The organism is Pedococcus soli, assembly GCF_054782575.1.
The window spans coordinates 1-24,822 of the sequence record NZ_BAAGSF010000004.1 but is presented as its reverse complement, the minus strand read 5'-3'; the positions used below and the strand labels follow the sequence as shown (position 1 = coordinate 24,822).

Here is a 24,822-nt window from a genome sequence, read left to right as displayed (position 1 = left end):
CGGTGACCGTCCCCCGGGAGCAGCCGCGCCAGGTGGCGGGGCTGCTCCTCGCGGCCGGGGGAGGGCGGCGGATGGGCCGACCCAAGGCGCTGGTCGCCGATCCCGGGGGTGGCACCTTCCTCGAGCGTGGGCTGCGGGTGCTCAGGGAGTCCGGGTGCGGACCGGTGGTCGTCGTCCTCGGCGCGGGCGTGGAGGAGGCTCGGCCGCTCGCGACGGCCGGGACCGCACCGGCGGACGTCGTCGTCGAGGCCACCGACTGGGCCGACGGCCAGAGCGCCTCGCTGCGTGCCGGCCTCCGGGCCTGCCTGGACACCGACGCCGAGGCAGCGCTCGTCCTGCTCGTCGACCTCCCCGACGTCGGCCCGCCCGTGGTGGTGCGGCTCCTGGCCGAGACGGCGGGTGAGGGGCCCGCGGTCCTGGCGCGGGCGGCATACGCGGGGGTGCCCGGGCACCCAGTCCTCCTGGGGAGGGACCACTGGGACGAGGTCCTCACCTCGGCCACCGGCGACAAGGGGGCGCGCGACCACCTCGCCCGCCACCCGCACCTCGTCGTCGAGTGCGGTGACCTCGCCACGGGTCGCGACGCGGACACCCCGGCCGACCTCGTCTGAGACCGCGCCGATGTCCAGCCCGCGGATGGTGCGTCCGGCTCGCACACCGCTGACCGCGGCGAATGCCCCTCTCGTCGTTCACACATCTGCGTTCCCCTTTCGGATCGGGCCCACGTGGGTGATGATCGGCACATGGAGCCACGGGAGGCCTTTGCGTCGGCCGGGGAGCTGACAGGTGGCCTCGGTGGGACCGGGTACCTCGCTGACGCCTCTCTCGCCACGGTTGCGTGGCTCGCCCTGCGCCTGCAGCGTCCACTGCTGCTCGAGGGGGAGCCCGGCACCGGCAAGACCGCGCTCGCGGAGGCCCTCGCCGAGACGCTCGACCTGCCGCTGATCCGGCTGCAGTGCTACGAGGGGATCGACGCGACCCAGGCCCTGTACGACTGGGACTTCCCGCGCCAGATCCTGCACCTGCGGGCCGTCGAGGCCGTCGCCGCCGACCAGGCGCGCGACGTCGCGCAGGTCGAGGACCAGCTGTTCGACCAGCGGTTCCTGCTCGCGCGGCCGGTGCTCCGGGCCCTGCGTGAGTCGCCGGCCGTGCTCCTCGTGGACGAGATCGACCGGGCCGACGACGAGTTCGAGGCGTTCCTGCTCGAGGTGCTCTCGACCTGGCAGGTGACGATCCCCGAGCTCGGGACGGTGACCGCCGCCACGCCCCCGGTCGTCATCCTGACGTCCAACCGGACCCGCGAGCTGCACGACGCCCTCAAGCGTCGGTGCCTCTACCACTGGATCGACCACCCCGGTCTGGCCCGGGAGCTCGAGATCGTCCGGAGCCGGGCACCCGAGGTCTCCGAAACCCTTGCGGCACAAGTGGTCTCAGCGGTCCAGACGCTGCGCCAGGACCACGACCTGATCAAGCCGCCAGGGGTCGCCGAGACGCTCGACTGGGCCCGGGCCCTGCACGAGCTCGGCAGCACCAGCCTCGACCTCGAGACGGCCTCGGCCACGCTGGGCGTCGCCGTGAAGTACCGCGAGGACTCCGAGCGGGTCCGTGCCGCCCTCGACCGGATCCTCACGTCATGAGCGTTCCCGAGGCCGCCACGCTGCACGCCCCCGATGCCGTCCTGCTCGGGTTCGCGCGCGCCCTGCGGGCCTCGGGCGTGGCCGTGACCGCCGACCGCGAACGCACCTACCTCGAGGCGGTGGCCGCGGTCGGGCTCATGGACCCCTCAGGGGTCTACTGGGCCGGGCAGGCGACGCTCTGCTCGTCACCGGCCGACCTCGAGCGCTACGACCAGGTGTATGCCGCGTGGTTCGGTCTCGAACGAGCCGGCACCCGGCCCCGGCAGGAGACCTCGCCGACCCTCACCATGGCGCCGCTCGAGGGAGACCAGGGCTCGGGGGAGACCCAGGAGCAGGAGGAGGACGCCGTTCACGCGCAGGCGAGCGCGACCGAGGTGCTGCGGCACCGCGACATCGCGACGCTCGGCAGCGCCGAACGCGCCCGCCTCGCGGCCCTGTTCGCCGCACTGCGGCCGCGCGCCCCGCGCCGCCGGGCGCACCGGCCGACGCCCGCGGCCCGAGGGGTGGTCGATGCCCGGCGCACCCTGCGCGACCAGCTGCGACGGATGGGCGAGCCCGGGCCGATCGCCTGGCGACGGCGCGGCACCCGGCCGCGACGGGTCGTGCTGCTCGTCGACGTCTCCGGCTCGATGAGCCCCTACGCCGACGCGCTGCTGCGCCTGTCCCACACCTACGCCGCCACGGGTCTGCCCGTCGAGGTGTTCACGCTCGGCACCCGGCTGACCCACGTCACCCGGCCGCTGCGCCAGCGCGACCCCGAACGCGCCCTCGTGGCCTGTGGCAACGCCGTCCCCGACTGGTCCGGCGGAACCCGGCTGGCCCAGGGCATCAAGGTCTTCCTCGACCGCTGGGGCCGTCGGGGCATGGCCCGCGGCGCCGTCGTCGTGGTCTTCAGCGACGGCTGGGAGCGTGAGGCGCCCGAGGCGCTCGGCGAGCAGATGCGCCGGCTGCGGGCGCTCGCGCACCGTGTCGTCTGGGTGAACCCGCACCGGGGCAAGACGGGGTACGAACCGGTGCAGCAGGGCATCGTCGCGGCCCTGCCCCACATCGACGACTTCGTCGCCGGGCACTCCATGGCGGCGTTCGAGGAGCTGGTGGAGGTGGTGGCCCGTGCGTGAGGTGATGCCCGAGCTGCTCCGGTGGTGGCGTGCGGGTGCGACGATCGGTGTCTCCACGGTCGTGGCGACCTGGCGGTCGGCCCCCCGTCCTGCGGGGGCGTCGATGCTCGTCGGACCCGGCGGTGAAGCGGTGGGGTCGGTCTCCGGCGGCTGCGTCGAGGGCGCGGTCTACGAGCTCGCCTCGACCGTCGTCGCCGACGGGACGCCGGTGCTGCAGCGCTACGGCGTCAGCGACGACGACGCCTACTCCGTCGGGCTGACGTGCGGCGGGATCCTCGACGTCTTCGTCGAGCCGGTGAGCCGCGAGTCCTTCCCCGAGCTCGGCGAGGTCGCCGACGACGTGGAGGCGGGGCGCCCGGTCGCGGTCGCCACGGTCATCGAGCACCCCGACCCGGCCTGGCTGGGTCGTCGCCTCGTCGTCCGCCCGGAGGGGTCCGCCGCCGGTGACTCCGGCTCGCTGGGCTCGGCCCGTGCGGACGACGCCGTCACCGACGACGTCCGCGGACTGCTCGCCGCGGGCCGTACCGAGACGCTGACGTACGGGCCCGACGGCGAGCGCCGCGGTGAGGGGCTGCGCGTCTTCGTGTCGTCCTTCGCGCCGCGCCCGCGCATGCTCGTCTTCGGTGCCATCGACTTCGCCGCGGCCGTCGCCCACGTCGGCCACTTCCTCGGCTACGAGGTGACGGTCGTCGACGCCCGACCGGTCTTCGCCACGAACAGCCGCTTCCCCTCTGCCGACGAGGTCGTCGTCCAGTGGCCGCACCGCTACCTCGAGGCGGAGCGCGATGCCGGCCGCCTCGACGCGCGGACCGTCATCTGCGTGCTGACCCACGACCCGAAGTTCGACGTCCCCGTCCTCGAGATCGCGCTGCGCCTCCCGGAGGCGGCGTTCATCGGGGCCATGGGCTCGCGCCGCACGCACGAGGACCGGATGGCGCGGCTGCGCGAGGCCGGACTCAGCGAGGCCGAGCTGGAGCGCCTCTCCAGCCCCATCGGGCTGGACCTCGGCGCCCGCACGCCGGAGGAGACGGCGGTGAGCATCGCGGCCGAGATCGTCGCCCTCCAGTGGGGTGGCCGCGGCGACCGCCTGGCCCACCGGGACGGCCCGATCCACCACCACGGAGCGGGCCCGCACGAGCCGCACGAGGCCGCTGGGGCCACCCCCACCCACGCAGGGGGTGGGGCCGGGACGTAGCCGGGTTGGACGGTTGTCAGAGCAGGGCAATGCAGCAAGGATCCGAAGAGGCACCGGCAGGTGCAGCTCGAACACAAAGGAGTGTTGGATGACCCGCATCAACGTCACGGTCGACGGAGTCGGCTACGAGGACGAGGTGGAGCCGCGCACGTTGCTGGTCCACTACCTGAGGGAGAGCCTGGGCAAGACCGGCACCGTCATCGGCTGCGACACGAGCAACTGCGGGGCGTGCACCGTGCACCTCGACGGGCGCAGTGTGAAGTCCTGCAACGTGCTGGCGGTCCAGGCCGACGGGCACGAGGTCACGACCATCGAGGGGCTGGCGCAGGACGGCGAGCTGCACCCGATGCAGAAGGCGTTCCACAACTGTCACGCCCTCCAGTGCGGCTACTGCACCCCCGGCATGATCATGCAGGCCATCGACGTCCTCAACGAGAACCCCGACCCCTCCGAGGAGCAGATCCGCGTCGGGCTCGAGGGCAACCTCTGTCGCTGCACCGGCTACCACAACATCGTCAAGGCGGTGCAGGAGGCCGCGGGCTCCGGCGCCAAGGAAGGTGCCCAGTCATGACCGCTGTCGACGACCGCCCGAAGACCGAGATCGGGTCCGCGCGCAAGCGCAAGGAGGACCAGCGCCTCATCACGGGACGCACCAAGTGGACCGACAACATCCAGCTCCCCGGGATGCAGCACCTCGCCATGGTGCGCAGCCCGTTCGCGCACGCGAAGATCACCGCGATCGACACCTCTGCCGCGAAGGCGGCACCGGGCGTCTCGCTCGTGCTCACGGGTGAGGACGTCAAGGACATCCAGGGCTCGCTGCCCAACGCCTGGCCGATCACGGCCGACCAGAAGGCGCCGCCGCACCCGTCCATCGCCGTCGACCGGGTGGCGTTCGCCGGCGAGATCGTCGCCGTCATCGTGGCGCGCTCGGCCCGGGCAGCCCGCGACGCCGCCGAGCTCGTCGACGTCGACTACGACGAGCTGCCGGCTGCGCTCGACCTCAAGGAGTCGGCCGAGGACGCGGTCCTCGCCCACCCCGACCTGGGCACCAACAAGAGCGCGTTCTGGCAGTTCGACTCGGCCGACGCCGGCACGGGCACGGCTGTGGACGACGCGATCGCCACGGCCCGCGACGGTGGAATCCTCATCGAGCGCGAGTACCGCCAGCAGCGCCTCATCCCGGCGTTCATGGAGCCGCGGTCGTTCGTCTGCGACCCCACGGGTGAGCAGCTGACGATCTGGTCCTCGACGCAGGTGCCGCACTTCGTCCGCATCTTCACCGCCGCGACGCTCGGCATCCCCGAGAGCAAGGTCCGGGTCATCGCGCCCGACGTGGGTGGGGGCTTCGGCGGCAAGCTGCAGTACACGCCGGAGGAGGTCATCGTGACCCTCGCGGCGCGCAAGACCGGCAAGCCGTGCAAGTACACCGAGACCCGCAGCGAGTCGCTCCTGTCGGCCCACCACGGCCGCGACCAGTGGCAGCGCCTCACCCTGGCGGCCACCAAGGACGGCACGGTCACCGGACTCAAGGTCGACCTGCTCGCCGACATGGGTGCCTACCTCGGCCTCGTCACCAGCGGTGTGCCGATCCTGGGTGCGTTCATGTTCAACGCGATCTACAAGTTCCCCGCCTACCAGTTCAACTGCACCAACGTCTTCACCAACAAGACGTGGACCGACGCCTACCGCGGCGCAGGCCGGCCCGAGGCGACGTTCGCCATCGAGCGGCTGATGGACGAGCTGGCGGCCGAGGTCGGGGTCGACCCGATGGAGATCCGCGAGAAGAACTGGATCAAGCACGAGGAGTTCCCGTTCACCTCGGTGTGCGGCCTCGAGTACGACTCCGGCAACTACGAGGCGGCCACGGCCCGCGCGAAGGAGCTGTTCGACTACGACGGCCTGCGGCGCGAGCAGCAGCAGCGTCGTGACAGCAAGGACCGGGTGCAGCTCGGCATCGGCATCTCGACCTTCACCGAGATGTGCGGCCTCGCCCCCTCCCGCGTGCTCGGCAGCCTCTCCTACGCCGCAGGTGGCTGGGAGCACGCCGAGGTCAGGATGCTGCCCACCGGCAAGGTCGAGGTCGTCACCGGGTCCAGCGCCCACGGCCAGGGCCACGAGACGGCGTGGAGCCAGATCGTCGCCGACCGGCTCGGGATCCCGTTCGACGACATCGAGGTGCTGCACGGTGACACCCAGGTGGCGCCGCGTGGTCTGGACACGTACGGCTCCCGCTCGCTCGTCGTCGGGGGCCAGGCGCTCGTCATGGCGGCCGACCGGGTGATCGAGAAGGCCAAGCCGATCGCCGCGCACATGCTCGAGGCGTCGGTCGACGACATCGAGTTCAGCGCCGGCACCTTCAAGGTCAAGGGCACCGACAACGGCAAGGCGATGGCCGAGGTGGTGTGGGCCGCGTTCACCGGCCACGACCTCCCCGAGGGCACCGAGCCCACGCTCGACGCCGAGGCGACGTTCGACCCGTCGAACTTCTCCTTCCCCCACGGCACGCACCTGTGCGCCACCGAGGTCGACACGGAGACGGGCGCGGTGAAGATCCGCAGCTACGTCTGCGTGGACGACATCGGCAACATCATCAACCCCCTCATCGTCGAGGGGCAGATGCACGGTGGCATCGTCCAGGGCATCGCCCAGGCGCTGTGGGAGGAGGCGGTCTACGACGACCAGGGCACGCTCGTGTCCGGCTCGTTCGTCGACTACACGCTGCCCACGTCGGCCGACACGATCTCGTTCGTCACCGACAACACGGTCTCGCCGTCCACGTCGAACGACCTCGGCGCCAAGGGCGTCGGCGAGGCGGGGTGCATCGCGTCCACGCCGGCGGTCGTCAACTCCATCGTCGACGCCGTCCGCCCGTTGGGGATCAACGACATCCAGATGCCGTGCACCCCCGAGCGGGTCTGGCGGGCGATCCAGTCCGCCGGCAGCACCCAGGCCGACCCGACGACGGGGAGTGCCCAGCCGCACTTCGACGAGGGTGCTCCCAACCAGGCCCCGCCGGACCCCAGTAGCAGCGCCTCCGCGGAAGGAGCGGGCCAGTGATCCCCGCACAGTTCGACTACCTCGCGCCCACGTCCGTGGCGGACGCGCTCAGCGCGCTCGCCGAGGCGGGTGACGACGCCAAGGTGATGGGCGGTGGGCAGAGCCTGCTCCCCATCCTGCGGATGCGGCTCAACGCCCCCGAGAAGATCATCGACCTCGGTCGGATCGAGGAGCTGCGAGGCATCCGCGACGAGGGCGACCACGTCGTGATCGGTGCGATGACCACGTATGCCGACGTGCTGGCGAGCGACCTCGTCCGCCAGCACGCGGGGGTGCTCACCGATGCCATCACCGAGGTGGCCGATCCCCAGATCCGGCACCGCGGCACGGTGGGCGGGGCCCTGGTCCACGCCGACCCCGCGGGCGACGTGGGCGCACCCGCGCTCGCGCTCGACACCGAGTTCGTCATCACCGGACCCGGTGGTGACCGCACGGTCGCGGCCGCCGACTTCTTCGTCGACCTCTTCGAGACGGCCGTCGGCGAGGGCGAGCTGCTCACCTCGATCCGCATCCCGAAGCACACGGGCTGGGGGAGCCGGTACGAGAAGTTCGTCCGGGTCGCCCACCAGTGGTCGATCGTCGCCGTCGCGGCGACCGTCCGCGTCGAGGGCGGCACCATCGCCGAGGCCAGGATCGGGCTGACGAACATGGGCTCGACCCCGCTGCGGGCGACCGCGGTGGAGCAGGCCCTGGTCGGCAGGGCGGCGACCGACGACGCGGTCCGGGAGGCCTGCGCGGCAGCCGCCGACGGCACCAACCCGCCGTCGGACCTCAACGGCGACGCGGACTACCGCAAGCACCTGGCCACCGTCCTCACCCGGCGCGCGGTCCTCGCCGCGGCAGGCGGGTGAGCCCGTGGAGCTGAGCCACACCTTCACGGTGCCCGCGTCGGTCGACGAGACGTGGTCCACGTTCATGGACCTGCAGGAGGTCGGGAGCTGCTTCCCGGGCGCCACCGTCACCGAGGTGACCGACGCCGGGTTCTCCGGCACGGTCAAGGTCAAGCTCGGACCGATCGCACTGGTCTACTCCGGTTCCGGCTCGTTCATCGAGCGTGACGACGCGGCCCACCGCGCCGTCATCGAGGCCAAGGGCAAGGACAAGCGGGGCAACGGCACCGCCGGTGCGACCGTGACGATCCAGCTGACCGACGCAGGCGACGGCAACACCAGGGCCGACGTCCAGACCGACCTCAACGTCACCGGGAAGCCGGCGCAGTTCGGCCGTGGGGTCATGCAGGACGTGTCCGACAAGCTGCTCGGCCAGTTCGTCGCGTGCATCGAGGGCAAGGTCGGCGCGCCGGCCGAGCCCGAGGTGGGCCCGTCCGCGGGTGCTGCGGCGCCGGCCGACGGTGGGGTGGCGACCGCGGCTCCCGGCGCCGGGAGCCCGACGCCGGTGCCGACGGCCGCAGCAGCCGCCCGGACCCCCACGCCGGCGCGGGAGGCGGAGGCGCTCGACCTGGGCACGGCCGTGCTCCCCGTGGTGCTCAAGTCCTACGCGAAGCAGATCGCGGCCGGACTCGTCGCCCTGCTGGCCGGGATCGGGCTGGTCCTGCGGCGGCGCCGCAAGGGCTGACCGCGCCATACGCACGACCGCAGGGGCTCCACCCGCTCGGGTGGGGCCCCTGCGCGTGGCCCCCGTGGGTATGGCGCCTGCTCACCTACGCTGGGCCGCATGAGCGGTATGACCGGCACGAACGAGCCCACCGTCGTCGTCCTCAACGGACCGAACCTCAACCTGCTCGGCGAACGTGAGCCCGAGGTCTACGGCCACGACACCCTGGCCGACATCGAGGCCCTGTGCCGTGAGGTCGCGGGGGCGGCCGGTCTCGCCGTGGACTTCCGGCAGAGCAACCACGAGGGCGTGCTCGTCGACGCGATCCAGGAGACGCGGGCGAGCGCCGCCGGGTTCGTGGTCAACGCCGGCGCGCTGACGCACACCTCTATCGCGCTGCGCGACGCGCTCGCGACGGTGAGCGGACCGGTCATCGAGGTGCACCTGTCGAACGTGCACGCGCGCGAGGAGTTCAGGCACCACTCGTACCTGTCGGCCATCGCGTCCGGCGTCATCGTGGGGTGCGGCCCGAGCGGCTACGCGTTCGCCGTCACGCGGATCGCCGAGCTCGTGCAGGCGCGCGACTGAGGCTCGGAGGGGCAGGATGGGGCCATGGCCTCCTCGACCCGCCGCCCGCTCGACCCGATGGACCTCGCCGGGATCGACGACCTGCTCAGCGACGAGGAGAAGGCCGTGCGCAGCACGGTCCGCACCTTCCTCGACCAGCGCGTCGAGCCGTACGTCGCGGACTGGTTCGAGCGGGGTGAGGTCGACGACCTCCGCGGCCTGACCAAGGAGCTCGGGGCCCTCGGGCTGCTGGGCATGCACCTCGAGGGGTACGGCTGCGCCGGCATGAGCGCCGTCGACTACGGGCTGGCCTGCCTCGAGCTCGAGGCGACCGACTCCGGTGTCCGCAGCCTGGTCTCCGTGCAGGGCTCCCTGGCGATGTTCGCCATCCACCGGTGGGGGAGCGAGGAGCAGAAGCAGCAGTGGCTGCCCGCCATGGCGACGGGCGAGGCGATCGGCTGCTTCGGCCTCACCGAACCCGACCACGGCAGCGACCCCGCGTCGATGCGCACGCGCGCCCGCCGCGACGGCGACGACTGGGTGCTCGACGGCTCCAAGATGTGGATCACCAACGGCTCGGTCGCCGACGTCGCCGTCGTGTGGGCGCAGGTCGACGAGCAGGGCGACGGCGCCAGCACCATCCGGGGCTTCGTCGTCCCCACCGACAGCCCCGGCTTCTCGGCGCCGCAGATCAAGCACAAGATGAGCCTGCGGGCGTCGGTCACCAGCGAGCTGGTCCTCGACGGGGTCCGGCTCCCCGCGGACGCGGTCTTCCCCGAGGCCCGTGGGCTCAAGGGCCCGCTGTCGTGCCTCTCCGAGGCGCGCTACGGCATCGTGTGGGGCTCCCTCGGGGCGGCCAGGTCCAGCCTCGACACCGCCCGGCGCTACTCGATGGAGCGCGAGCAGTTCGGGCGGCCCCTCGCCGCGTTCCAGCTCACCCAGCAGAAGCTCGCCGACATGGCGCTCGAGCTTGTCAAGGGCCAGCTCCTCGCGCTGCACCTCGGTCGGCGCAAGGACGCGGGCACCCTGCGTCCGGAGCAGGTCAGCCTCGGCAAGCTCAACAACATCCGCGAGGCGCTCGACATCTGCCGCACCTCGCGAACCATCCTCGGGGCCAACGGGATCAGCCTCGAGTACCCCGTGATCCGGCACATGAACAACCTCGAGTCGGTGCTCACCTACGAGGGCACGGTGGAGATGCACACCCTCGTGGTGGGGCAGGCGATGACGGGCGAACAGGCCTTCCGGTAGGGGCCCGAACCACACGCCATACGCCCTCCGGACCCTCGATTTTCGGTCCGGGCACCGGAGCGTGTAGTCTCACCGTCGCACTTCCGCGCGGCTCCCAGAGCCCCGGTGTGCAGGCCCCCTTAGCTCAGTCGGCAGAGCGTTTCCATGGTAAGGAAAAGGTCGTCGGTTCGATTCCGACAGGGGGCTCTGGGAGAGGCATCGCGAGGTGCTGCACCCCATGGCGGGGTAGCTCAGCTGGTTAGAGCGCACGACTCATAATCGTGAGGTCGCGGGATCGAGCCCCGCTCCCGCTACAACCGCGATTTCAGGATCAGCCTGAATTCGCGTAGCCTGATGTGTCGCTGCCCGATGTCGTTGGATGTCGCGCGCGGCGTCCAGACTTCACCACCGTCAGTTCCGAGAGCAGGTTGCCCCGTGGCTAGCAAGAGCGCAGACGTCCGCCCCAAGATCACCTTGGCGTGCGTGGATTGCAAGGAGCGCAACTACATCACCAAGAAGAACCGTCGGAACAACCCCGACCGTCTCGAGATGAAGAAGTTCTGCCCCCGCGACAAGAAGCACACGGTCCACCGCGAGACCCGCTGACCTGACGCGTTTCGACAGCCGCCCCGGACTACAGTCCCCGGGCGGCTTTGTCGTGTCCCCGTCCGACCGGCACCCCGCGCCGCACCATAGGGTGGGTGCCATGGCCGTGAACGCAGACTTCGTGGGGCGCACCTACCCGCCCAGTGGCCCGTATGCCGTGACGGCAGAGGGCCTCGCGGCCTTCGCCTCCGCGGTGGGTTCGACCGACCCCGTGCACACCTCGAGCGAGGCCGCGCGGGCCGCCGGGTACGCCGACGTCATCGCCCCGCCGACCTTCGCCGTGACCATCGCGCAGCAGTGCGACGCCGTGTTCGTCCAGGACCCGGAGGCCGGGATCGACTACAGCCGCGTCGTCCACGGCGAGCAGCGGTTCGTGCACCACCGCCCCATCACCGCCGGTGACGAGGTGCTCGGCACCCTCACCGTCGACTCGGTCCGCGCGGCGGGCGGCCACTCGATGGTCACCACCCGCACCGAGCTCACGACCACCGACGGCGCGGCACTGTGCACGTCGACGTCCACCATCGTCATCCGGGGAGGGGAGTGAGCATGGGCGTGCGCACCCTGGCCGACACCTCTGTCGGCGACACCATCGAGGCCCGCACCATCCCCGTGGGTCGCGACAGCCTCGTGGCCTACGCGAACGCCTCCGGCGACCAGAACCCCATTCACCAGGACGAGGAGTTCGCCACCTCCGTCGGCCTGCCCGACGTCATCGCCCACGGCATGTGGACGATGGGTGCCGCGGGCTCGGTCGTCGAGGAGTGGGCCGGCGACGGCGGACGCGTCGTCGAGTTCGGCACCCGCTTCACCAAGCCGGTCGTCGTGCCCCAGGGCGGCGGCGCCGTCGAGGTCGCGGGCGTGGTCAAGTCCGTCGATGAGGCCACCCGCCGCGCGACCGTCGAGCTGACCGTGACGAGCGGTGGGGACAAGGTCCTCGGACGCTGCCTGGCCGTCGTCCTGCTCGACTGATCGCCCCGGCATGAGCGAAGAGCACGACGTCCCCCTGGCCGACCTGACGACGATGCGCGTCGGGGGCCCGGCGGCTCGCCTGGTGACGGCGACGACCACCGACGAGGTGGTCGACGCCGTCCGGGAGGTCGACGACGCCGACGAGCCCCTGCTGGTCATCTCCGGGGGCAGCAACGTCGTCGTCACCGACGCGGGTTTCCCCGGCACCGTCGTCAAGGTCGCCTCCGACGGCATCGACGTCGAGTCGGCGGACCTGTGCGGCGGGGTGATGGTGCGGGTCGCGGCCGGTGTGCCGTGGGACGACCTCGTCGCCCGTGCGGTCGTCGAGGGGTGGTCCGGCATCGAGGCGCTCTCGGGCATCCCCGGTGGCACGGGGGCGACGCCGGTGCAGAACGTGGGCGCCTACGGCCAGGAGGTCGCCCAGACGATCGCCTCGGTGCGCGTCTGGGACCGGCACGAGCAGCGGGTCCGTACCTTCGCCTCGCTCGACTGCGCCTTCACCTACCGGCACTCGATCTTCAAGGCCACGAGCCGCTTCGTCGTCCTCGACGTGCTCTTCCAGCTCGTCCCGAGCGAGCTGAGCCAGCCCGTCGGGTACGCCGACCTGGCCCGCCAGCTCGAGGTCGCCGTCGGCGACAGGGTGCCGCTCGCCGACGCCCGTGAGGCGGTGCTGCACCAGCGTCGCCGACGCGGCATGGTGCTGGACGCCGACGACCACGACACCTGGTCCTGCGGGTCCTTCTTCACGAACCCGATCCTGTCGGGTCCCCACTTCGCCGACCTCGAGTCCCGCGCCGCCGCCCGCCTCGGCGTCGACGGGCCGACACCGCCGCGGTTCGCCGACCCCGACGGCAACATCAAGACCAGCGCAGCGTGGCTGATCGAGCAGGCCGGGTTCGGCAAGGGGTTCAGCCTGCCCGGCAGCTCGGCAGCGATCTCCGGCAAGCACACGCTGGCGCTGACCAACCGCGGCGGCGCCACGGCCGCACAGGTCGCCGCCCTCGCCCGCGCGGTGCGTGACGGCGTCCACGAGGCCTTCGGCGTGGTGCTGGTCAACGAGCCCGTCCTCGTCGGACACGGCCTCTAGGCCGACCTCGGCCGACCTCGGCCGACCTCGGCCGACCTCGGCCGCCCCTGGCGGCCGACCCGGTCCGGTGTCAGGCCGGAGCGGCCAGCCAGGCGTCGACGTCGGCCAGGGCCGCGTCCCTCACCGCGGCGGGCGCACGGCTGGCCCGCAGCGAGCCCCGGGCCAGCTCGGCCAGCTCCTCGTCGGAGAACCCCAGCACCTCCCGGGCCGTCTGGTACTGCGCGGCCAGCCGCGACCCGAACAGCAGCGGGTCGTCGGCCCCGAGTGCGACCGGTATGCCGTGCTCGACGATCGCGCGCAGCGGCACCTCCTCGGGGGAGGAGTAGACGCCCAGCGCCACGTTGCTGCGGGGGCACACCTCGAGGGCGACCCCCGACTCGGCGACGCGCTCGAGCACCCGGGGCTCCTCGACGCAGCGCACGCCGTGGCCCAGCCGGTCCGGCTCGATCGCGTCGAGGGTGGCCTCGACGGCCGCCGGTCCGAGGAGCTCGCCGGCGTGCGGCACGAGCGCCAGGCCGGCACGGCGCGCGAGGGCGAAGGCCGGGGCGAACTCGGCCGTGACCCCGCGGCGCTCGTCGTTGCTCAACCCGAACCCCACCACGGTGCCCGGGCCGTCACCGGCGTACTGCGTCGCCAGCCGGGCGAGCGTGCGAGCGTCGAGCGGGTGCCGGATCCGGCTGGCCGCGACGACGACCGCGACCCCGGTGTCCTCCTCGCGCGACGCCGCTGCGGCCTCGTCGAGGACGATCTCCAGGGCCGGGGTGATCCCCCCGACGAAGGGTGCGTAGGACGTCGGGTCCACCTGGATCTCCAGCCAGCGTGAACCCTCCGCCGCGTCGTCCCGGGCCGCCTCACGGACGATCCGCCGCAGGTCGGACTCGTCGCGCACGCAGGCGCGCGCCGCGTCGTACAGGCGCTGGAACCGGAACCAGCCACGCTCGTCGCGCGCGCTCAGCTGTGGCGGCCACCCGCTCGTCAGGGCGTCGGGGAGGTGCAGCCGGTGCTTGACGGCGAGGTCGCGGACCGTCTCGACGCGCATCGAACCGGTGAAGTGCAGGTGCAGGTGCGCCTTCGGGAGGGACTCGACCGGGCGGGGCATGGCGTGCAGTCTGGCACCGCCCGGGACGACGAGAGGCGCCGACCCACGGGGGTCGACGCCTCTCGTCGGTGGCTGGGCCTGGTCAGTCGCCGTCGACGACGTGTATGGCCTGCTCCTCGGGGCTCAGGTCGCCCGAGCCGCCGCTCTCGTCCCCGAGCAGCTCGGCGTCGACGTCCTCGCGGGCGCCCTCGTCGGGGTCGGTCAGCGTCCCCACCGGGCCGTCGCCCACCTCGGCGTCCCCCAGGAAGTCCTGGTCGGCGTCGATGCTGTCGGGGTCGTCACCGCCGACGCGCGGCTCCTCGTCGAGCCCGGACTCGTTGTCGGGGGCGCCGTAGGCCGAGTCGGGGTCGGGCACCTCCTGCATGATCCGCTGGTCGATGCTCTCCTCGAGGCCCTGCTCGGTGGCCGTCGTGCCCCACTCGGTGTTGCGGGGCTGCTGGTCGGGCGGGGACCAGGGTTCGTTGTCGCCCTCGCTGGAGTCCAGGAGGCCCTCCTGGCCGCTGCCTGCGTCGACGGAGTCGTCCACGCTGTAGCTGCCGAGGTCGTCCTCGATGCTTTCGGTGCCGGGCTGATCGCTCATGTCACCACCCTGCGGCAGCGGAGGGGGTGCCGCAAGGCCAAGGGTCCCGTTCGGCGTCCTGCGGCCCGAGCCGGCCCGCCGGTGTGGCGGTGCGCCGACTCAGGCGGGGTGCGCCGCGGTCGCCTGCTCGGCGGCCGCGAGCAGGACGCACGTGGCGACGGCCTCCATCGCCTCGGTGACCTGGCCCAGTGGCGGGAAGGTCGGGGCGAGGCGGATGTTGCGGTCGCGGGGGTCGTCACCGAGGGGGAAGGAGGAACCCGCGGGCGTCAGGGCGATGCCGGCCTCCTTGGCCAGCTGGACCACGCGTGAGGCGGTGCCGTCGAGCACGTCGAGGCTGACGAAGTACCCACCGGTCGGGCGCGTCCACGTCGCGACCTGCAGGCCGTCGAGGCGCTCGGTGAGGATGCGCTCCACCTCGGCGAACTTCGGCGCGATGATCTCCCGGTGCTTGACCATGTGGTCGCGCACGCCCTGGGCCGAGCCGAAGAACTGCGCGTGGCGGAGCTGGTTGACCTTGTCGGGGCCGATCGACCCCTTGCCGAGGTGGCCCAGGTACCACTTCACGTTCTCGACGGACGCCGCCAGGAACGCGACCCCGGCACCGGCCCAGGTGATCTTGGACGTCGAGGCGAACATGATCGGCCGGTGCGGGTGACCGGCTGCGGCGGCGAGGCTGAGGACGTCGGCGCTCTTGGCTTCGTCGGCGGTGAGGTGGTGCAGCGCATAGGCGTTGTCCCAGAAGATCTTGAAGTCCGGCGCAGCGGTCTGCATCGAGGCGAGCCGCGCGGCCACCTCCTGGGTGACGACCGAGCCCGACGGGTTCGCGTAGGTCGGCACGATCCACATGCCCTTGATGCTCGGGTCGTCCGCCACCAGGGCTGCGACCGCCTCGGCGTCCGGGCCGTCGTCATGCATCGGGACGGTCACCATCTCGATGCCGAACGACTGGAGGAGGGTGAAGTGCCGGTCGTACCCGGGGACGGGGCAGATGAAGGTGACCTTGTCCTCCTGGCCCCACGGTCGCGGCGAGTCCACGCCACCGTGCAGCAACAGGTCGACGAGGGTGTCCTTCATCATCGTCAGGCTGGAGTTGCCGCCCGCCACGACCTGCTCGGGCCGGACCCACAGCAGCTCGGCGAACATCTCGCGCAGCTCCTTGATCCCGTCGAGGCCGCCGTAGTTGCGGGTGTCGGTGCCGCTCGCGTCGGTGAACCCCTCGGGCAGGGTGAGCAGGGCGTTGGAGAGGTCGAGCTGCTCGCTGGCCGGCTTGCCGCGCGTGAGGTCGAGCTTGAGGCCTCGCTCCTTGAGCGCGGCATACGCCTCCTGCTGCTCCCGCGCGAACGACGCGAGGTCGGCGGCGGAGCGCTCGGCGAGGGGGGTGGGGCGGCTGGTGGCGGTCTGCTCGGTCACGCTGCCATGCTCCCAGAGGTGCGTGATGCCGCGCAGGCGGCGTCCGTATGGCGCACAGCCGCCACCCGGGCCGCGTCACCGCCGGGGACCCACCCGTCGGGGACGTGGTCGAGCGTGGTCGGGCGTGGTCGGCGGGGTGATCGGGCTGGTGGTCGGGAGCGAGTTCGCATTCCGGGTCACGGCTCACGTATGCTTGCTCCTCGGTTGACTTCGACCATGCTTCCGACGTGCCCTCGGGCAGGTTCGGCGTGGGCGGTGACGACCACCGGAACCTCCCGCTCCCCGTGGGTCGTTCCGTAGGGCAGTGGCTCAATTGGTAGAGCACCGGTCTCCAAAACCGGCGGTTGGGGGTTCGAGTCCCTCCTGCCCTGCGTTGCAGGACCTGCGGCCGACCCGGCAGCACGGCAGACATCAGCGAGAAGAGGCATCGTGACGGACGTGAGCGCGGAGACCCGCGGCTCTGGTCGCACCAGCCGCAAGGGCGGAAAGGGCGGCAACCCGGTTTCCCGGCTCTTCCGCTCCATCTCGCTCTTCGTCAGCCAGATCCTCGACGAGCTGCGCAAGGTCGTCCGGCCGACGCGCAGCGAGCTGGTCAACTACACGATCGTCGTGATCGTGTTCGTCGTGTTCGTGATGGCGCTCGTCTCCTCCGTGGACTTCGGCTTCACCAAGCTCGTCCTGTGGGTCTTCGGCGGCTAGTCGCCGCAGTGCCGCACTGACCCGGGGTTCCTCCCGGTGAACACCAGAAGGAAGTAGGTCATCAGCGTGTCCGACCAGTGGACCACCGACAACGCGGAGCCGCAGACCGACGAGGTCACCGCGAGCACCGACGCCGCCGAGCTCGAGCAGCCCGGGACGGACCCTGTCGACGACTCCGTGGACACCGAAGCCACCCCCGAGGCCGCCTTCAGCGACAGCGACGACAGCACCGACACCGAGGTGTCCGACGAGGTGGGCGACGAGGCGACCGACGAGGTCGACGTCGACGCGCCGCCGGCCGACCCGGTCAAGGAGTTCAAGGACACCCTCGCCAGCAAGTTCGGCGACTGGTACGTCGTGCACTCCTACGCGGGTTACGAGAACCGCGTCAAGGCGAACCTCGAGAACCGCACGACCTCCCTCAACATGGAGGACTTCATCTTCGAGGCCCAGGTCCCGATGGAAGAGGTCACCGAGATCAAGAACGGCCAGAAGAAGCTGGTCAAGCGCGTCCGGATGCCCGGGTACGTGCTGGTCCGCATGGACCTCACCGACGAGTCGTGGGGCGCCGTGCGCCACACGCCCGGTGTGACCGGCTTCGTCGGCAACGCCCACCAGCCGGTGCCGCTCAGCCTCGACGAGGTCTACACGATGCTCGCCCCGGCCGACCTCGAGCAGCAGGCTGCGGCCGCTGCCGGCGGTGCGGGTGGGGGCAAGCCCCGCGAGGTCGCTGTCGTCGACTTCGAGGTCGGCGAGTCCGTCACCGTCATGGAGGGGCCCTTCGAGACCCTTCCCGCCACGATCTCCGAGATCAACGCCGACACCCAGAAGCTCAAGGTGCTGGTCTCGATCTTCGGCCGGGAGACCCCGGTCGAGCTGTCGTTCAACCAGGTCGCCAAGATCTGAGGGTTCGGCTCCTGCCCCCGGTCCTCGGGGGTACTGCAACCGGGTCATCGCCCACGGCGTAGGCCCAACCACCACAGAAGGAACACCAGCACATGCCTCCCAAGAAGAAGAAGATCTCCGGCTTCATCAAGCTGCAGATCCAGGCCGGCGCCGCGACGCCCGCACCCCCCGTCGGCCCGGCCCTCGGTCAGCACGGCGTCAACATCATGGAGTTCGTCAAGGCGTACAACGCTGCGACGGAGTCCCAGCGCGGCAACGTCATCCCCGTGGAGATCACGGTCTACGAAGACCGTTCCTTCACCTTCATCACCAAGACCCCTCCGGCCGCCGAGCTGATCAAGAAGGCTGCCGGCGTCCCCAAGGGCTCGGGTGAGCCGCACAAGACCAAGGTCGCCAAGCTGTCGGCCGACCAGGTCCGCGAGATCGCCACGATGAAGATGGAAGACCTCAACGCCAACGACGTCGAGCAGGCCATGAAGATCATCGCCGGCACCGCGCGCTCGATGGGCGTCGAGACCAGCCTCTCGTAACACCCCCGTTCTCCTTCGGTGTGCCGCTGCAGGCGGCACACCGAAGACCCGTGGCAGGACCGCGCTGGTCCGTACCGACCACAACTCCACCGCACCACCTGAACCGTTCGACACAGGAGCAGAAATGAAGCGCAGCAAGGCTTACCGCGAGGCCGCGGAGAAGATCGACGTCACCAAGGTCTACGCCCCCCTCGAGGCCGTCCGCCTCGCCAAGACCGCCGCCAAGGCCAAGTACGACGAGACCGTCGAGGTCGCCATGCGCCTCGGCGTCGACCCGCGCAAGGCCGACCAGATGGTCCGCGGCACCGTGAACCTCCCCCACGGCACGGGCAAGACCGCCCGCGTCCTGGTGTTCGCCAACGGCGACAAGGCCGAGGCCGCCCGTGAGGCCGGCGCCGACTTCGTCGGTTCCGACGAGCTCCTCGAGAAGGTGGCCGGCGGCTGGCTCGACTTCGACTCCGTCGTCGCCACCCCGGACATGATGGGCAAGGTCGGTCGCCTCGGAAAGGTCCTGGGCCCGCGTGGTCTCATGCCCAACCCGAAGACCGGCACCGTCACCATGGACACCGCCAAGGCCGTCACCGACATCAAGGGCGGCAAGATCGAGTTCCGCGTCGACAAGCACGCGAACCTCCACTTCATCATCGGCAAGGCCTCCTTCGACGAGACGTCGCTCGTGGAGAACTACGGTGCCGCGCTGGAGGAGATCCTGCGTCTGAAGCCGTCGGCGTCCAAGGGCCGCTACATCCTCAAGGCGACCATGACCACGACGATGGGCCCCGGCATCCCGCTGGACTACAACCGCACGCGCAACCTGCTGGTCGAGGACGAGGCCAACGCCTGAGTCCCGCCGCACCGTGCAGAGCCCGTCACCCCGCGAGGGGTGGCGGGCTCTGCCCATGAGGGCGGCACGCAGCAGGGCGGTTATGGTGGACAGGTCAGTGCGCGCGTCGCACATCCGCACCACATCTTCTGGGGGACCCGCATGAAGACCACCTCGATCGCCGCCGTCGCCCTGACGGCGGCACTGGGCCTGAGCGCCTGCGGCAGCTCCGACTCCAACTCGCCCGGCTCGTCCAGCACGTCGTCGTCGAGCAGCGCCAGCTCCTCCGCCTCTGCCGCCAAGGCGGGCGAGTCCGTGGACGGTGCAGCCCTGGCGACGCGCATGACCGACGCGATGCTCAAGGCCGGCTCCGGCACGGTGACCATGGACCTCGGCACGCAGGGGAGCGCCAAGGGTTCGTTCACCATGAAGGACGGAAAGATGGAGCAGTCGATGGAGATGGGGATCCAGGGCCAGACCCTGCAGATCGTCTCCACCGGCGGCATCATCTACATGAAGGGCCTGCCCGGCTCGTCGAAGCCGTGGGTGAAGATCGACCCCAAGGGCACCGACCCGATGAGCAAGATGTTCGCCGGCCTCACCGGTGACATGGGTGACCCGCGCCAGCTGGCGACGGCCCTCAAGGGCAGCAAGGCCACGGTCGTGAGCAGCTCGGCCGACGAGAAGGTCTACGACGTCACCATCGACCCGACGGCCCTCCTGGGCGGCAGCACCGCCACGGCCTCGCCCTCGGTGGCACCGGTCAAGGCGCGCTACACCCTCGACAGCCAGGACCGCCCGACCAAGATGACCGTCGACTCCCAGGGTCAGACCATCAACATCGTCTTCTCGGACTGGGGCAAGCCGGTCACGATCACGGTGCCCCCGGCCGACCAGGTGGGCACCTTCCAGCTGCCGACCAGCTGACACCTCCCCACCGGGTCGGGTGACCACCCGACCGCTGTCGCGCCACCGTCTCCCCTCGGGGGCGGTGGCGCGATTTGGTCCCCGGGGTGGGCAGCGCCTACTCTGGTCCCTGACCACAGACCGCTTGGTTGTCGCGTGCCACCGCAAGAGGCAGCACGTGACCGAAGGTCCCACCGAGGTGGGCATCCAGCGCAGGCCACGATTCACCCGCAGGACCGGCTCCTCGAGCCTGTCAGCGTGCGAGCCCCGTGCCTGTGCACGGGGCTCTTCTCATGCCGGGCCCTCATCTCCGAACGGTCGAACACACGGAAGGGAGGCCCCATGGCCAAGGCTGACAAGGCTGCCGCCATCGCCGAGCTGTCGGACAAGTTCCGCACCTCCGGCGCGGCCGTGCTGACCGAGTACCGCGGGCTCTCGGTGAAGCAGATCACCGACCTGCGCAACTCGCTGCGCGGAAACGCCACCTTCGCCGTCGTGAAGAACACGCTCACCGAACTTGCTGCCAAGGATGCCGGAGTCACGGCATTCGACGGTCAGCTCGTCGGCCCGTCCGCCATCGCCTTCGTTGACGGTGACCCGGTCGAGGCCGCAAAGGGCCTGCGTGACTTCGCCAAGGCGAACCCCCTCCTCGTGATCAAGGGCGGCGTCCTCGACGGCAAGGCCCTCACCCCCGAGGAGATCACGAAGCTCGCGGACCTCGAGTCCCGCGAGGTTCTCCTGGCCAAGCTGGCCGGTGCCCTCCAGGCGTCGCTCAGCCAGGCTGTCTACCTCTTCGCTGCACCGCTGTCACAGACCGCTCGGGTCGTCGACGCGCTGCGTGCCAAGGTCGAGGCCGAGGGACCGGTGGCTGACGCCGCTGCTCCCGCTGCCGAGGCCGAGGCCGAGGAGACCCCCGCCGACGCCCCCGAGGCCGAGGCAGCTGCAGACGTCGCCGAGGGTGGCGACGCGAGCTGACCCCGTCCGGGGGTGACCCCGGTCAGAGTCCGGCTCACACACCAAACCGCCACTCACGGCATACCGAAACACACGAAAGGACGCCCATCATGGCGAAGCTCTCCACCGACGAGCTCCTTGAGGCCTTCAAGGAAATGACCCTCATCGAGCTCTCCGAGTTCGTGAAGCAGTTCGAGGACACCTTCAACGTCACCGCTGCTGCCCCCGTGGCCGTTGCTGCGGCCGGCGCCCCGGCTGGCGGCGACACCGCTGCTGCCGAGGAGCAGGACGAGTTCGACGTCATCCTCGAGGCCGCTGGCGACAAGAAGATCCAGGTCATCAAGGAGGTCCGCGCGCTGACCTCCCTCGGCCTGAAGGAGGCCAAGGACCTCGTGGACGGCGCCCCCAAGCCCGTTCTCGAGAAGGTCGACAAGGCTGCCGCGGACAAGGCCAAGGACGCCCTCGAGGGCGCCGGGGCCACCGTCTCCGTCAAGTGATCTGACGCTTCCTCCGCCTCGGCGAGGAAGCACAGCACGACCGCCGAAGGCGGGTCCGACTCCGGTCGGGCCCGCCTTTCGGCGTCCCCGGGAATGCGGTTCCGGGGACGCCGTGGTGGGGTAGCCTCTGGCCGCTCCCGGGTCCGTACCGGGGCGTAACTTCGAGGCCCCGGCCTCGTTGAGCCATGCGTACCGGGTCGGCCGATCGTGGCCACCCGGCGGTGTACCCCAACCACGACGAGGTGAGCAGTGGGCGTTGAGATCAAGGTCGAGGGCCTGACCAAGCGTTTCGGGTCCCAGGTGATCTGGAACGACGTCACGCTGACCCTCCCGGCCGGTGAGATCTCGGTGATGCTCGGCCCCTCGGGCACGGGCAAGTCGGTGTTCCTCAAGACCCTGGTGGGGCTGCTCAAGCCGGATGCCGGGTCGATCATGATCGCCGGCAGCGACCTGACCCGGCTGCGCGAGCACGACCTCTACGAGATCCGGAAGCTCTTCGGCGTCCTGTTCCAGGACGGCGCCCTGTTCGGGTCGATGAACCTCTATGACAACGTCGCCTTCCCGCTGCGCGAGCACACCCGCAAGAGCGAGTCCGAGGTGCGCACCATCGTCATGGAGAAGATGGACCTCGTCGGCCTCACCGGCGCCGAGACCAAGCTGCCGGGGGAGATCTCCGGCGGCATGCGCAAGCGCGCCGGCCTCGCCCGCGCGCTGGTCCTCGATCCCGAGATCCTGCTCATCGACGAGCCCGACTCCGGCCTGGACCCGGTGCGCACGTCGTACATCAACCAGCTCTTCATCGACCTGAACGCCCAGATCGACGCGACGTTCCTCATCGTCACCCACGACATCAACACCGCGCGCACCGTCCCCGACAACATCGGCCTGCTCTACCACAAGCACCTCGCCATGTTCGGGCCGCGCGAGATGCTGCTGAGCTCCGAGGAGCCGGTGGTGCGCCAGTTCCTCAACGCGCAGACCATCGGCCCGATCGGCATGTCCGAGGAGAAGGACGCCGAGGAGCTCGCCTCCGAGGTCGGCCAGGAGCTGCCGCCGCTGCCGCCCATCCCGTTGCAGCTGCGCACGAGCAACGGCACCACCCGCCACGCCGAGCGTCCGGCCGGGCAGTGGTGCCGCGACAACGGCATCACCCCGCCGCCCGGGTCGTTCGAGTCCGGCAACGCCGGCGTCCCCGGCGTCCGTTCGGGCACGAGCTCGGTCGCCGCACCGGCGGCCGAGACCCCGGCGGAGACCCCGGCCGAGACCCCCGCTCCCGCCCCCGCGGAGGAGTCGGTCTGATGGGTAACCCGGTGACCGGGGCGCTGCGGCAGAGCGGGTCGCTCTTCGCCCTCGTGCTCGACGTCGTGCGGTCCCTGCCGAAGCGACCGTTCCAGACCAAGGAGTTCATCCAGCAGTGCTGGTTCATCGCCTCGGTGACGATCGTCCCGACGGCGCTGGTCTCGATCCCGTTCGGCGCGGTCATCGCCCTCCAGCTCGGCACCCTGACCCGGCAGCTCGGCGCCCAGTCCTTCACCGGTGCGGCCTCGGTCCTCGCCGTGATCCGTGAGGCCTCACCCATCGTCACGGCGCTGCTCATCGCGGGCGCCGGGGGGTCGGCGATCTGCGCCGACCTCGGCTCCCGCAAGATCCGCGAGGAGATCGACGCCATGGAGGTGCTGGGCATCAGCCCGATCCAGCGCCTCGTCGTGCCCCGGGTGCTCGCGGCGATGCTCGTCGCGGTCCTGCTGAACGGCCTGGTCTCGGTCGTCGGCGTGGCGGGCGGCTACTTCTTCAACGTCATCATCCAGGGCGGCACCCCCGGTGCCTACATCGCGTCGTTCACCGCCCTGGCGCAGCTCGCCGACCTGTGGACCAGCGAGATCAAGGCCCTGATCTTCGGGTTCATCGCCGCGGTCGTCGCGTCGTACAAGGGCCTGACGGCCGGCGGCGGACCGAAGGGGGTCGGCGACGCGGTGAACCAGAGCGTCGTCATCACCTTCATGTTCCTGTTCGTCGTGAACTTCGTGGCCAGCGCCATCTACTTCCAAGTCGTCCCCCAGAAGATCTGAAGGAGGTGCAGGGATGAGCAAGGTCCAGGAGCTCGCCGGTCGACCCGGCCAGGCGCTCGACAGCCTCGGCGAGCAGATGCGGTTCTACGTCCGCTCGCTGGCCTGGAGCCCGCGCACGATCCGCCGGTACAAGAAGGAGGTCCTGCGTCTCCTCGCCGAGGTCTCCCTCGGCTCGGGTGCGCTATCCGTCATCGGCGGCACCGTCGGCGTCATCGCCTTCCTCGCGTTCTTCACCGGCAGCCAGGTCGGCCTGCAGGGCTACTCCTCGCTCAACCAGCTCGGGACCGGCGCCTTCACCGGCTTCGTCTCGGCCTACCTCAACACCCGTGAGATCGCCCCGCTCGTCGCCGGCCTGGCGCTCGCCGCGACGGTCGGCTGCGGCTTCACGGCCCAGCTCGGCGCGATGCGGATCTCCGAGGAGGTCGACGCGCTCGAGGTGATGGGGGTGCCGTCGCTGCCGTTCCTCGTGACGACCCGCATGATCGCCGGCTTCGTCGCCGTGGTGCCGCTGTACGTCCTGGGCCTGTTGTCCTCGTACGGCGCGACCCGGTTCATCGTCACCGAGTACTTCGGGCAGTCCAAGGGCACCTACGACCACTACTTCCACCTGTTCCTGCCGCCGATCGACGTGCTCTTCTCCTTCCTCAAGGTCATGGTCTTCGCCGTCGTCATCATCCTGATCCACTGCTACTACGGCTACAACGCCTCTGGTGGTCCGGCCGGTGTGGGCGTCGCCGTGGGCAAGGCCGTGCGCACCTCGATCGTGGCCATCAACATCGTCGACTTCTTCTTCTCGCTGGCGGTGTGGGGCGCCACCACGACCGTACGGATCGCGGGTTAGCGCATGGCCACCACCTCCTCCGGTGTCATGTCCCGGCTCGGCAACCGCGCCTACGGCGTGGGGTTCATCGCCGTCGTCGCCCTGCTCGTGGGGCTGAGCATCGCCTCCTTCCAGAAGCGGTTCACGCCGGTCGTCACCGTCACCCTGCTCACCGACCGGATCGGCTCGCAGCTGCAGGCCGCCTCCGACGTCAAGCTGCGCGGCCTCATCGTCGGGGAGGTGCGCTCGATCCGGACCACCGGCAACGGCGCGAGCCTCGAGCTGGCCCTCAAGCCGGAGATGGCCACGTTGATCCCGGCGAACGTCTCGGCGCGCCTGCTGCCCAAGACCCTGTTCGGTGAGCGGTACGTCGACCTCGTGTCGCCGGACGCCGGCGGCAAGGGCCGCGCGATCGCCGACGGCGACACCATCGGCCAGGACCGGTCGAGCGTGGCGATCGAGCTGGAGAAGGTGTTCGCGGACCTGTTGCCGTTGTTGCGGGC

Annotated in this window: 28 protein-coding genes and 3 tRNA genes; 28 read left to right on the top strand and 3 right to left on the bottom strand. The window is 70.8% G+C overall.

All coding sequences use genetic code 11. The features are described 5' to 3' along the window. The first annotated feature begins 2 nt into the window (after positions 1–2). The 16 genes from ACYVKF_RS06135 to ACYVKF_RS06060 all read left to right on the top strand — a co-directional run bounded on the left by ACYVKF_RS06135 (position 3) and on the right by ACYVKF_RS06060 (position 13,026). On the top strand, positions 3–611 hold the full coding sequence (locus tag ACYVKF_RS06135; protein ID WP_460965579.1) for a nucleotidyltransferase family protein: 609 nt from the start codon (positions 3–5) through the stop codon (positions 609–611). A 132-nt stretch (positions 612–743) separates the two neighbouring features. Continuing rightward, the gene (locus ACYVKF_RS06130; RefSeq protein WP_460965577.1) at positions 744–1,637 is read left to right on the top strand and encodes an AAA family ATPase; all 894 of its coding nucleotides are present in this window, start codon (positions 744–746) and stop codon (positions 1,635–1,637) included. Then, positions 1,634–2,755 (top strand): vWA domain-containing protein, encoded by a 1,122-nt coding sequence (locus ACYVKF_RS06125; RefSeq protein WP_460965575.1) that lies wholly within the window; start codon positions 1,634–1,636, stop codon positions 2,753–2,755. Before ACYVKF_RS06130 ends, ACYVKF_RS06125 begins: the two co-directional genes overlap by 4 nt. After that, on the top strand, positions 2,748–3,950 hold the full coding sequence (locus ACYVKF_RS06120) for an XdhC family protein (protein WP_056915507.1): 1,203 nt from the start codon (positions 2,748–2,750) through the stop codon (positions 3,948–3,950). The genes ACYVKF_RS06125 and ACYVKF_RS06120 overlap by 8 nt, the downstream gene beginning before the upstream one ends. 88 nt (positions 3,951–4,038) lie before the next feature. Then, the gene (locus ACYVKF_RS06115; RefSeq protein WP_056915506.1) at positions 4,039–4,521 is read left to right on the top strand and encodes a (2Fe-2S)-binding protein; all 483 of its coding nucleotides are present in this window, start codon (positions 4,039–4,041) and stop codon (positions 4,519–4,521) included. Next, positions 4,518–7,010, top strand: a complete 2,493-nt coding sequence (locus tag ACYVKF_RS06110; protein WP_056915505.1) for a xanthine dehydrogenase family protein molybdopterin-binding subunit — start codon at positions 4,518–4,520, stop codon at positions 7,008–7,010. Before ACYVKF_RS06115 ends, ACYVKF_RS06110 begins: the two co-directional genes overlap by 4 nt. Further along, positions 7,007–7,861, top strand: coding sequence for an FAD binding domain-containing protein (locus tag ACYVKF_RS06105; protein ID WP_056920474.1), 855 nt, complete (start codon positions 7,007–7,009; stop codon positions 7,859–7,861). Before ACYVKF_RS06110 ends, ACYVKF_RS06105 begins: the two co-directional genes overlap by 4 nt. 4 nt (positions 7,862–7,865) lie before the next feature. Further along, positions 7,866–8,585, top strand: coding sequence for an SRPBCC family protein (locus tag ACYVKF_RS06100; protein ID WP_460965572.1), 720 nt, complete (start codon positions 7,866–7,868; stop codon positions 8,583–8,585). 108 nt (positions 8,586–8,693) lie between these two features. After that, positions 8,694–9,152, top strand: a complete 459-nt coding sequence (gene aroQ / locus ACYVKF_RS06095) for a type II 3-dehydroquinate dehydratase (protein WP_056915502.1) — start codon at positions 8,694–8,696, stop codon at positions 9,150–9,152. Between the two features lie 24 nt (positions 9,153–9,176). After that, on the top strand, positions 9,177–10,382 hold the full coding sequence (locus tag ACYVKF_RS06090; RefSeq protein WP_056915501.1) for an acyl-CoA dehydrogenase family protein: 1,206 nt from the start codon (positions 9,177–9,179) through the stop codon (positions 10,380–10,382). Between the two features lie 113 nt (positions 10,383–10,495). Further along, positions 10,496–10,568: transfer RNA gene (locus ACYVKF_RS06085), tRNA-Thr, on the top strand. Between the two features lie 33 nt (positions 10,569–10,601). After that, positions 10,602–10,675, top strand: a tRNA-Met gene (locus ACYVKF_RS06080). 121 nt (positions 10,676–10,796) lie between these two features. Beyond that, entirely contained in the window at positions 10,797–10,967 is a 171-nt protein-coding gene (gene rpmG, locus ACYVKF_RS06075; RefSeq protein ID WP_056915500.1) for a 50S ribosomal protein L33, read from the top strand. 100 nt (positions 10,968–11,067) lie between these two features. Further along, a complete protein-coding gene (locus ACYVKF_RS06070; RefSeq protein ID WP_056915499.1) occupies positions 11,068–11,514 on the top strand; it encodes an FAS1-like dehydratase domain-containing protein in 447 nt (148 codons plus the stop codon). 2 nt (positions 11,515–11,516) lie between these two features. After that, positions 11,517–11,939: a MaoC family dehydratase gene (locus ACYVKF_RS06065; protein ID WP_056920471.1), complete on the top strand. Its 423-nt coding sequence runs from the start codon at positions 11,517–11,519 to the stop codon at positions 11,937–11,939. Positions 11,940–11,949: 10 nt separating this feature from the next. Next, positions 11,950–13,026: a UDP-N-acetylmuramate dehydrogenase gene (locus ACYVKF_RS06060; RefSeq protein WP_460965569.1), complete on the top strand. Its 1,077-nt coding sequence runs from the start codon at positions 11,950–11,952 to the stop codon at positions 13,024–13,026. Between the two features lie 70 nt (positions 13,027–13,096). Here ACYVKF_RS06060 and ACYVKF_RS06055 read toward each other — a convergent pair whose 3' ends face one another. The 3 genes from ACYVKF_RS06055 to ACYVKF_RS06045 form a co-directional block, all read right to left on the bottom strand. Continuing rightward, a complete protein-coding gene (locus ACYVKF_RS06055; RefSeq protein WP_460965567.1) occupies positions 13,097–14,125 on the bottom strand; it encodes an adenosine deaminase in 1,029 nt (342 codons plus the stop codon). Between the two features lie 82 nt (positions 14,126–14,207). After that, entirely contained in the window at positions 14,208–14,705 is a 498-nt protein-coding gene (locus tag ACYVKF_RS06050) for a DUF5709 domain-containing protein (RefSeq protein ID WP_460965565.1), read from the bottom strand. A 99-nt stretch (positions 14,706–14,804) separates the two neighbouring features. Then, positions 14,805–16,115, bottom strand: coding sequence for an aminotransferase class I/II-fold pyridoxal phosphate-dependent enzyme (locus tag ACYVKF_RS06045; protein ID WP_460965563.1), 1,311 nt, complete (start codon positions 16,113–16,115; stop codon positions 14,805–14,807). Positions 16,116–16,413: 298 nt separating this feature from the next. On the opposite strand from ACYVKF_RS06045, the gene ACYVKF_RS06040 reads away from it, so the two are divergent. From ACYVKF_RS06040 to ACYVKF_RS05985, 12 genes are all read left to right on the top strand, one after another. Next, positions 16,414–16,486 (top strand) — tRNA-Trp (locus ACYVKF_RS06040). Between the two features lie 67 nt (positions 16,487–16,553). Next, positions 16,554–16,814, top strand: coding sequence for a preprotein translocase subunit SecE (gene secE, locus ACYVKF_RS06035; RefSeq protein WP_162246885.1), 261 nt, complete (start codon positions 16,554–16,556; stop codon positions 16,812–16,814). 66 nt (positions 16,815–16,880) lie between these two features. Beyond that, on the top strand, positions 16,881–17,720 hold the full coding sequence (nusG, locus tag ACYVKF_RS06030; RefSeq protein WP_460965561.1) for a transcription termination/antitermination protein NusG: 840 nt from the start codon (positions 16,881–16,883) through the stop codon (positions 17,718–17,720). Between the two features lie 92 nt (positions 17,721–17,812). Beyond that, positions 17,813–18,250 (top strand): 50S ribosomal protein L11, encoded by a 438-nt coding sequence (rplK, locus tag ACYVKF_RS06025; protein WP_056915491.1) that lies wholly within the window; start codon positions 17,813–17,815, stop codon positions 18,248–18,250. 124 nt (positions 18,251–18,374) lie between these two features. Continuing rightward, positions 18,375–19,094: a 50S ribosomal protein L1 gene (gene rplA, locus ACYVKF_RS06020; protein ID WP_056915490.1), complete on the top strand. Its 720-nt coding sequence runs from the start codon at positions 18,375–18,377 to the stop codon at positions 19,092–19,094. A gap of 141 nt (positions 19,095–19,235) precedes the next feature. Then, on the top strand, positions 19,236–20,000 hold the full coding sequence (locus tag ACYVKF_RS06015) for a hypothetical protein (protein ID WP_460965558.1): 765 nt from the start codon (positions 19,236–19,238) through the stop codon (positions 19,998–20,000). Between the two features lie 321 nt (positions 20,001–20,321). Continuing rightward, the gene (rplJ, locus tag ACYVKF_RS06010; RefSeq protein ID WP_056920466.1) at positions 20,322–20,954 is read left to right on the top strand and encodes a 50S ribosomal protein L10; all 633 of its coding nucleotides are present in this window, start codon (positions 20,322–20,324) and stop codon (positions 20,952–20,954) included. An 89-nt stretch (positions 20,955–21,043) separates the two neighbouring features. Further along, positions 21,044–21,430, top strand: coding sequence for a 50S ribosomal protein L7/L12 (gene rplL / locus ACYVKF_RS06005; RefSeq protein WP_056915486.1), 387 nt, complete (start codon positions 21,044–21,046; stop codon positions 21,428–21,430). A gap of 249 nt (positions 21,431–21,679) precedes the next feature. Next, on the top strand, positions 21,680–22,729 hold the full coding sequence (locus ACYVKF_RS06000; RefSeq protein ID WP_056915485.1) for an ABC transporter ATP-binding protein: 1,050 nt from the start codon (positions 21,680–21,682) through the stop codon (positions 22,727–22,729). Then, positions 22,729–23,499 (top strand): MlaE family ABC transporter permease, encoded by a 771-nt coding sequence (locus tag ACYVKF_RS05995; RefSeq protein WP_056915484.1) that lies wholly within the window; start codon positions 22,729–22,731, stop codon positions 23,497–23,499. Before ACYVKF_RS06000 ends, ACYVKF_RS05995 begins: the two co-directional genes overlap by 1 nt. Positions 23,500–23,512: 13 nt before the next feature. After that, positions 23,513–24,340, top strand: a complete 828-nt coding sequence (locus tag ACYVKF_RS05990; RefSeq protein ID WP_056915483.1) for an MlaE family ABC transporter permease — start codon at positions 23,513–23,515, stop codon at positions 24,338–24,340. 3 nt (positions 24,341–24,343) lie between these two features. Next, a partial coding sequence (locus tag ACYVKF_RS05985) for an MlaD family protein (protein WP_460965554.1) occupies positions 24,344–24,822 on the top strand: 479 nt, incomplete at its 3' end.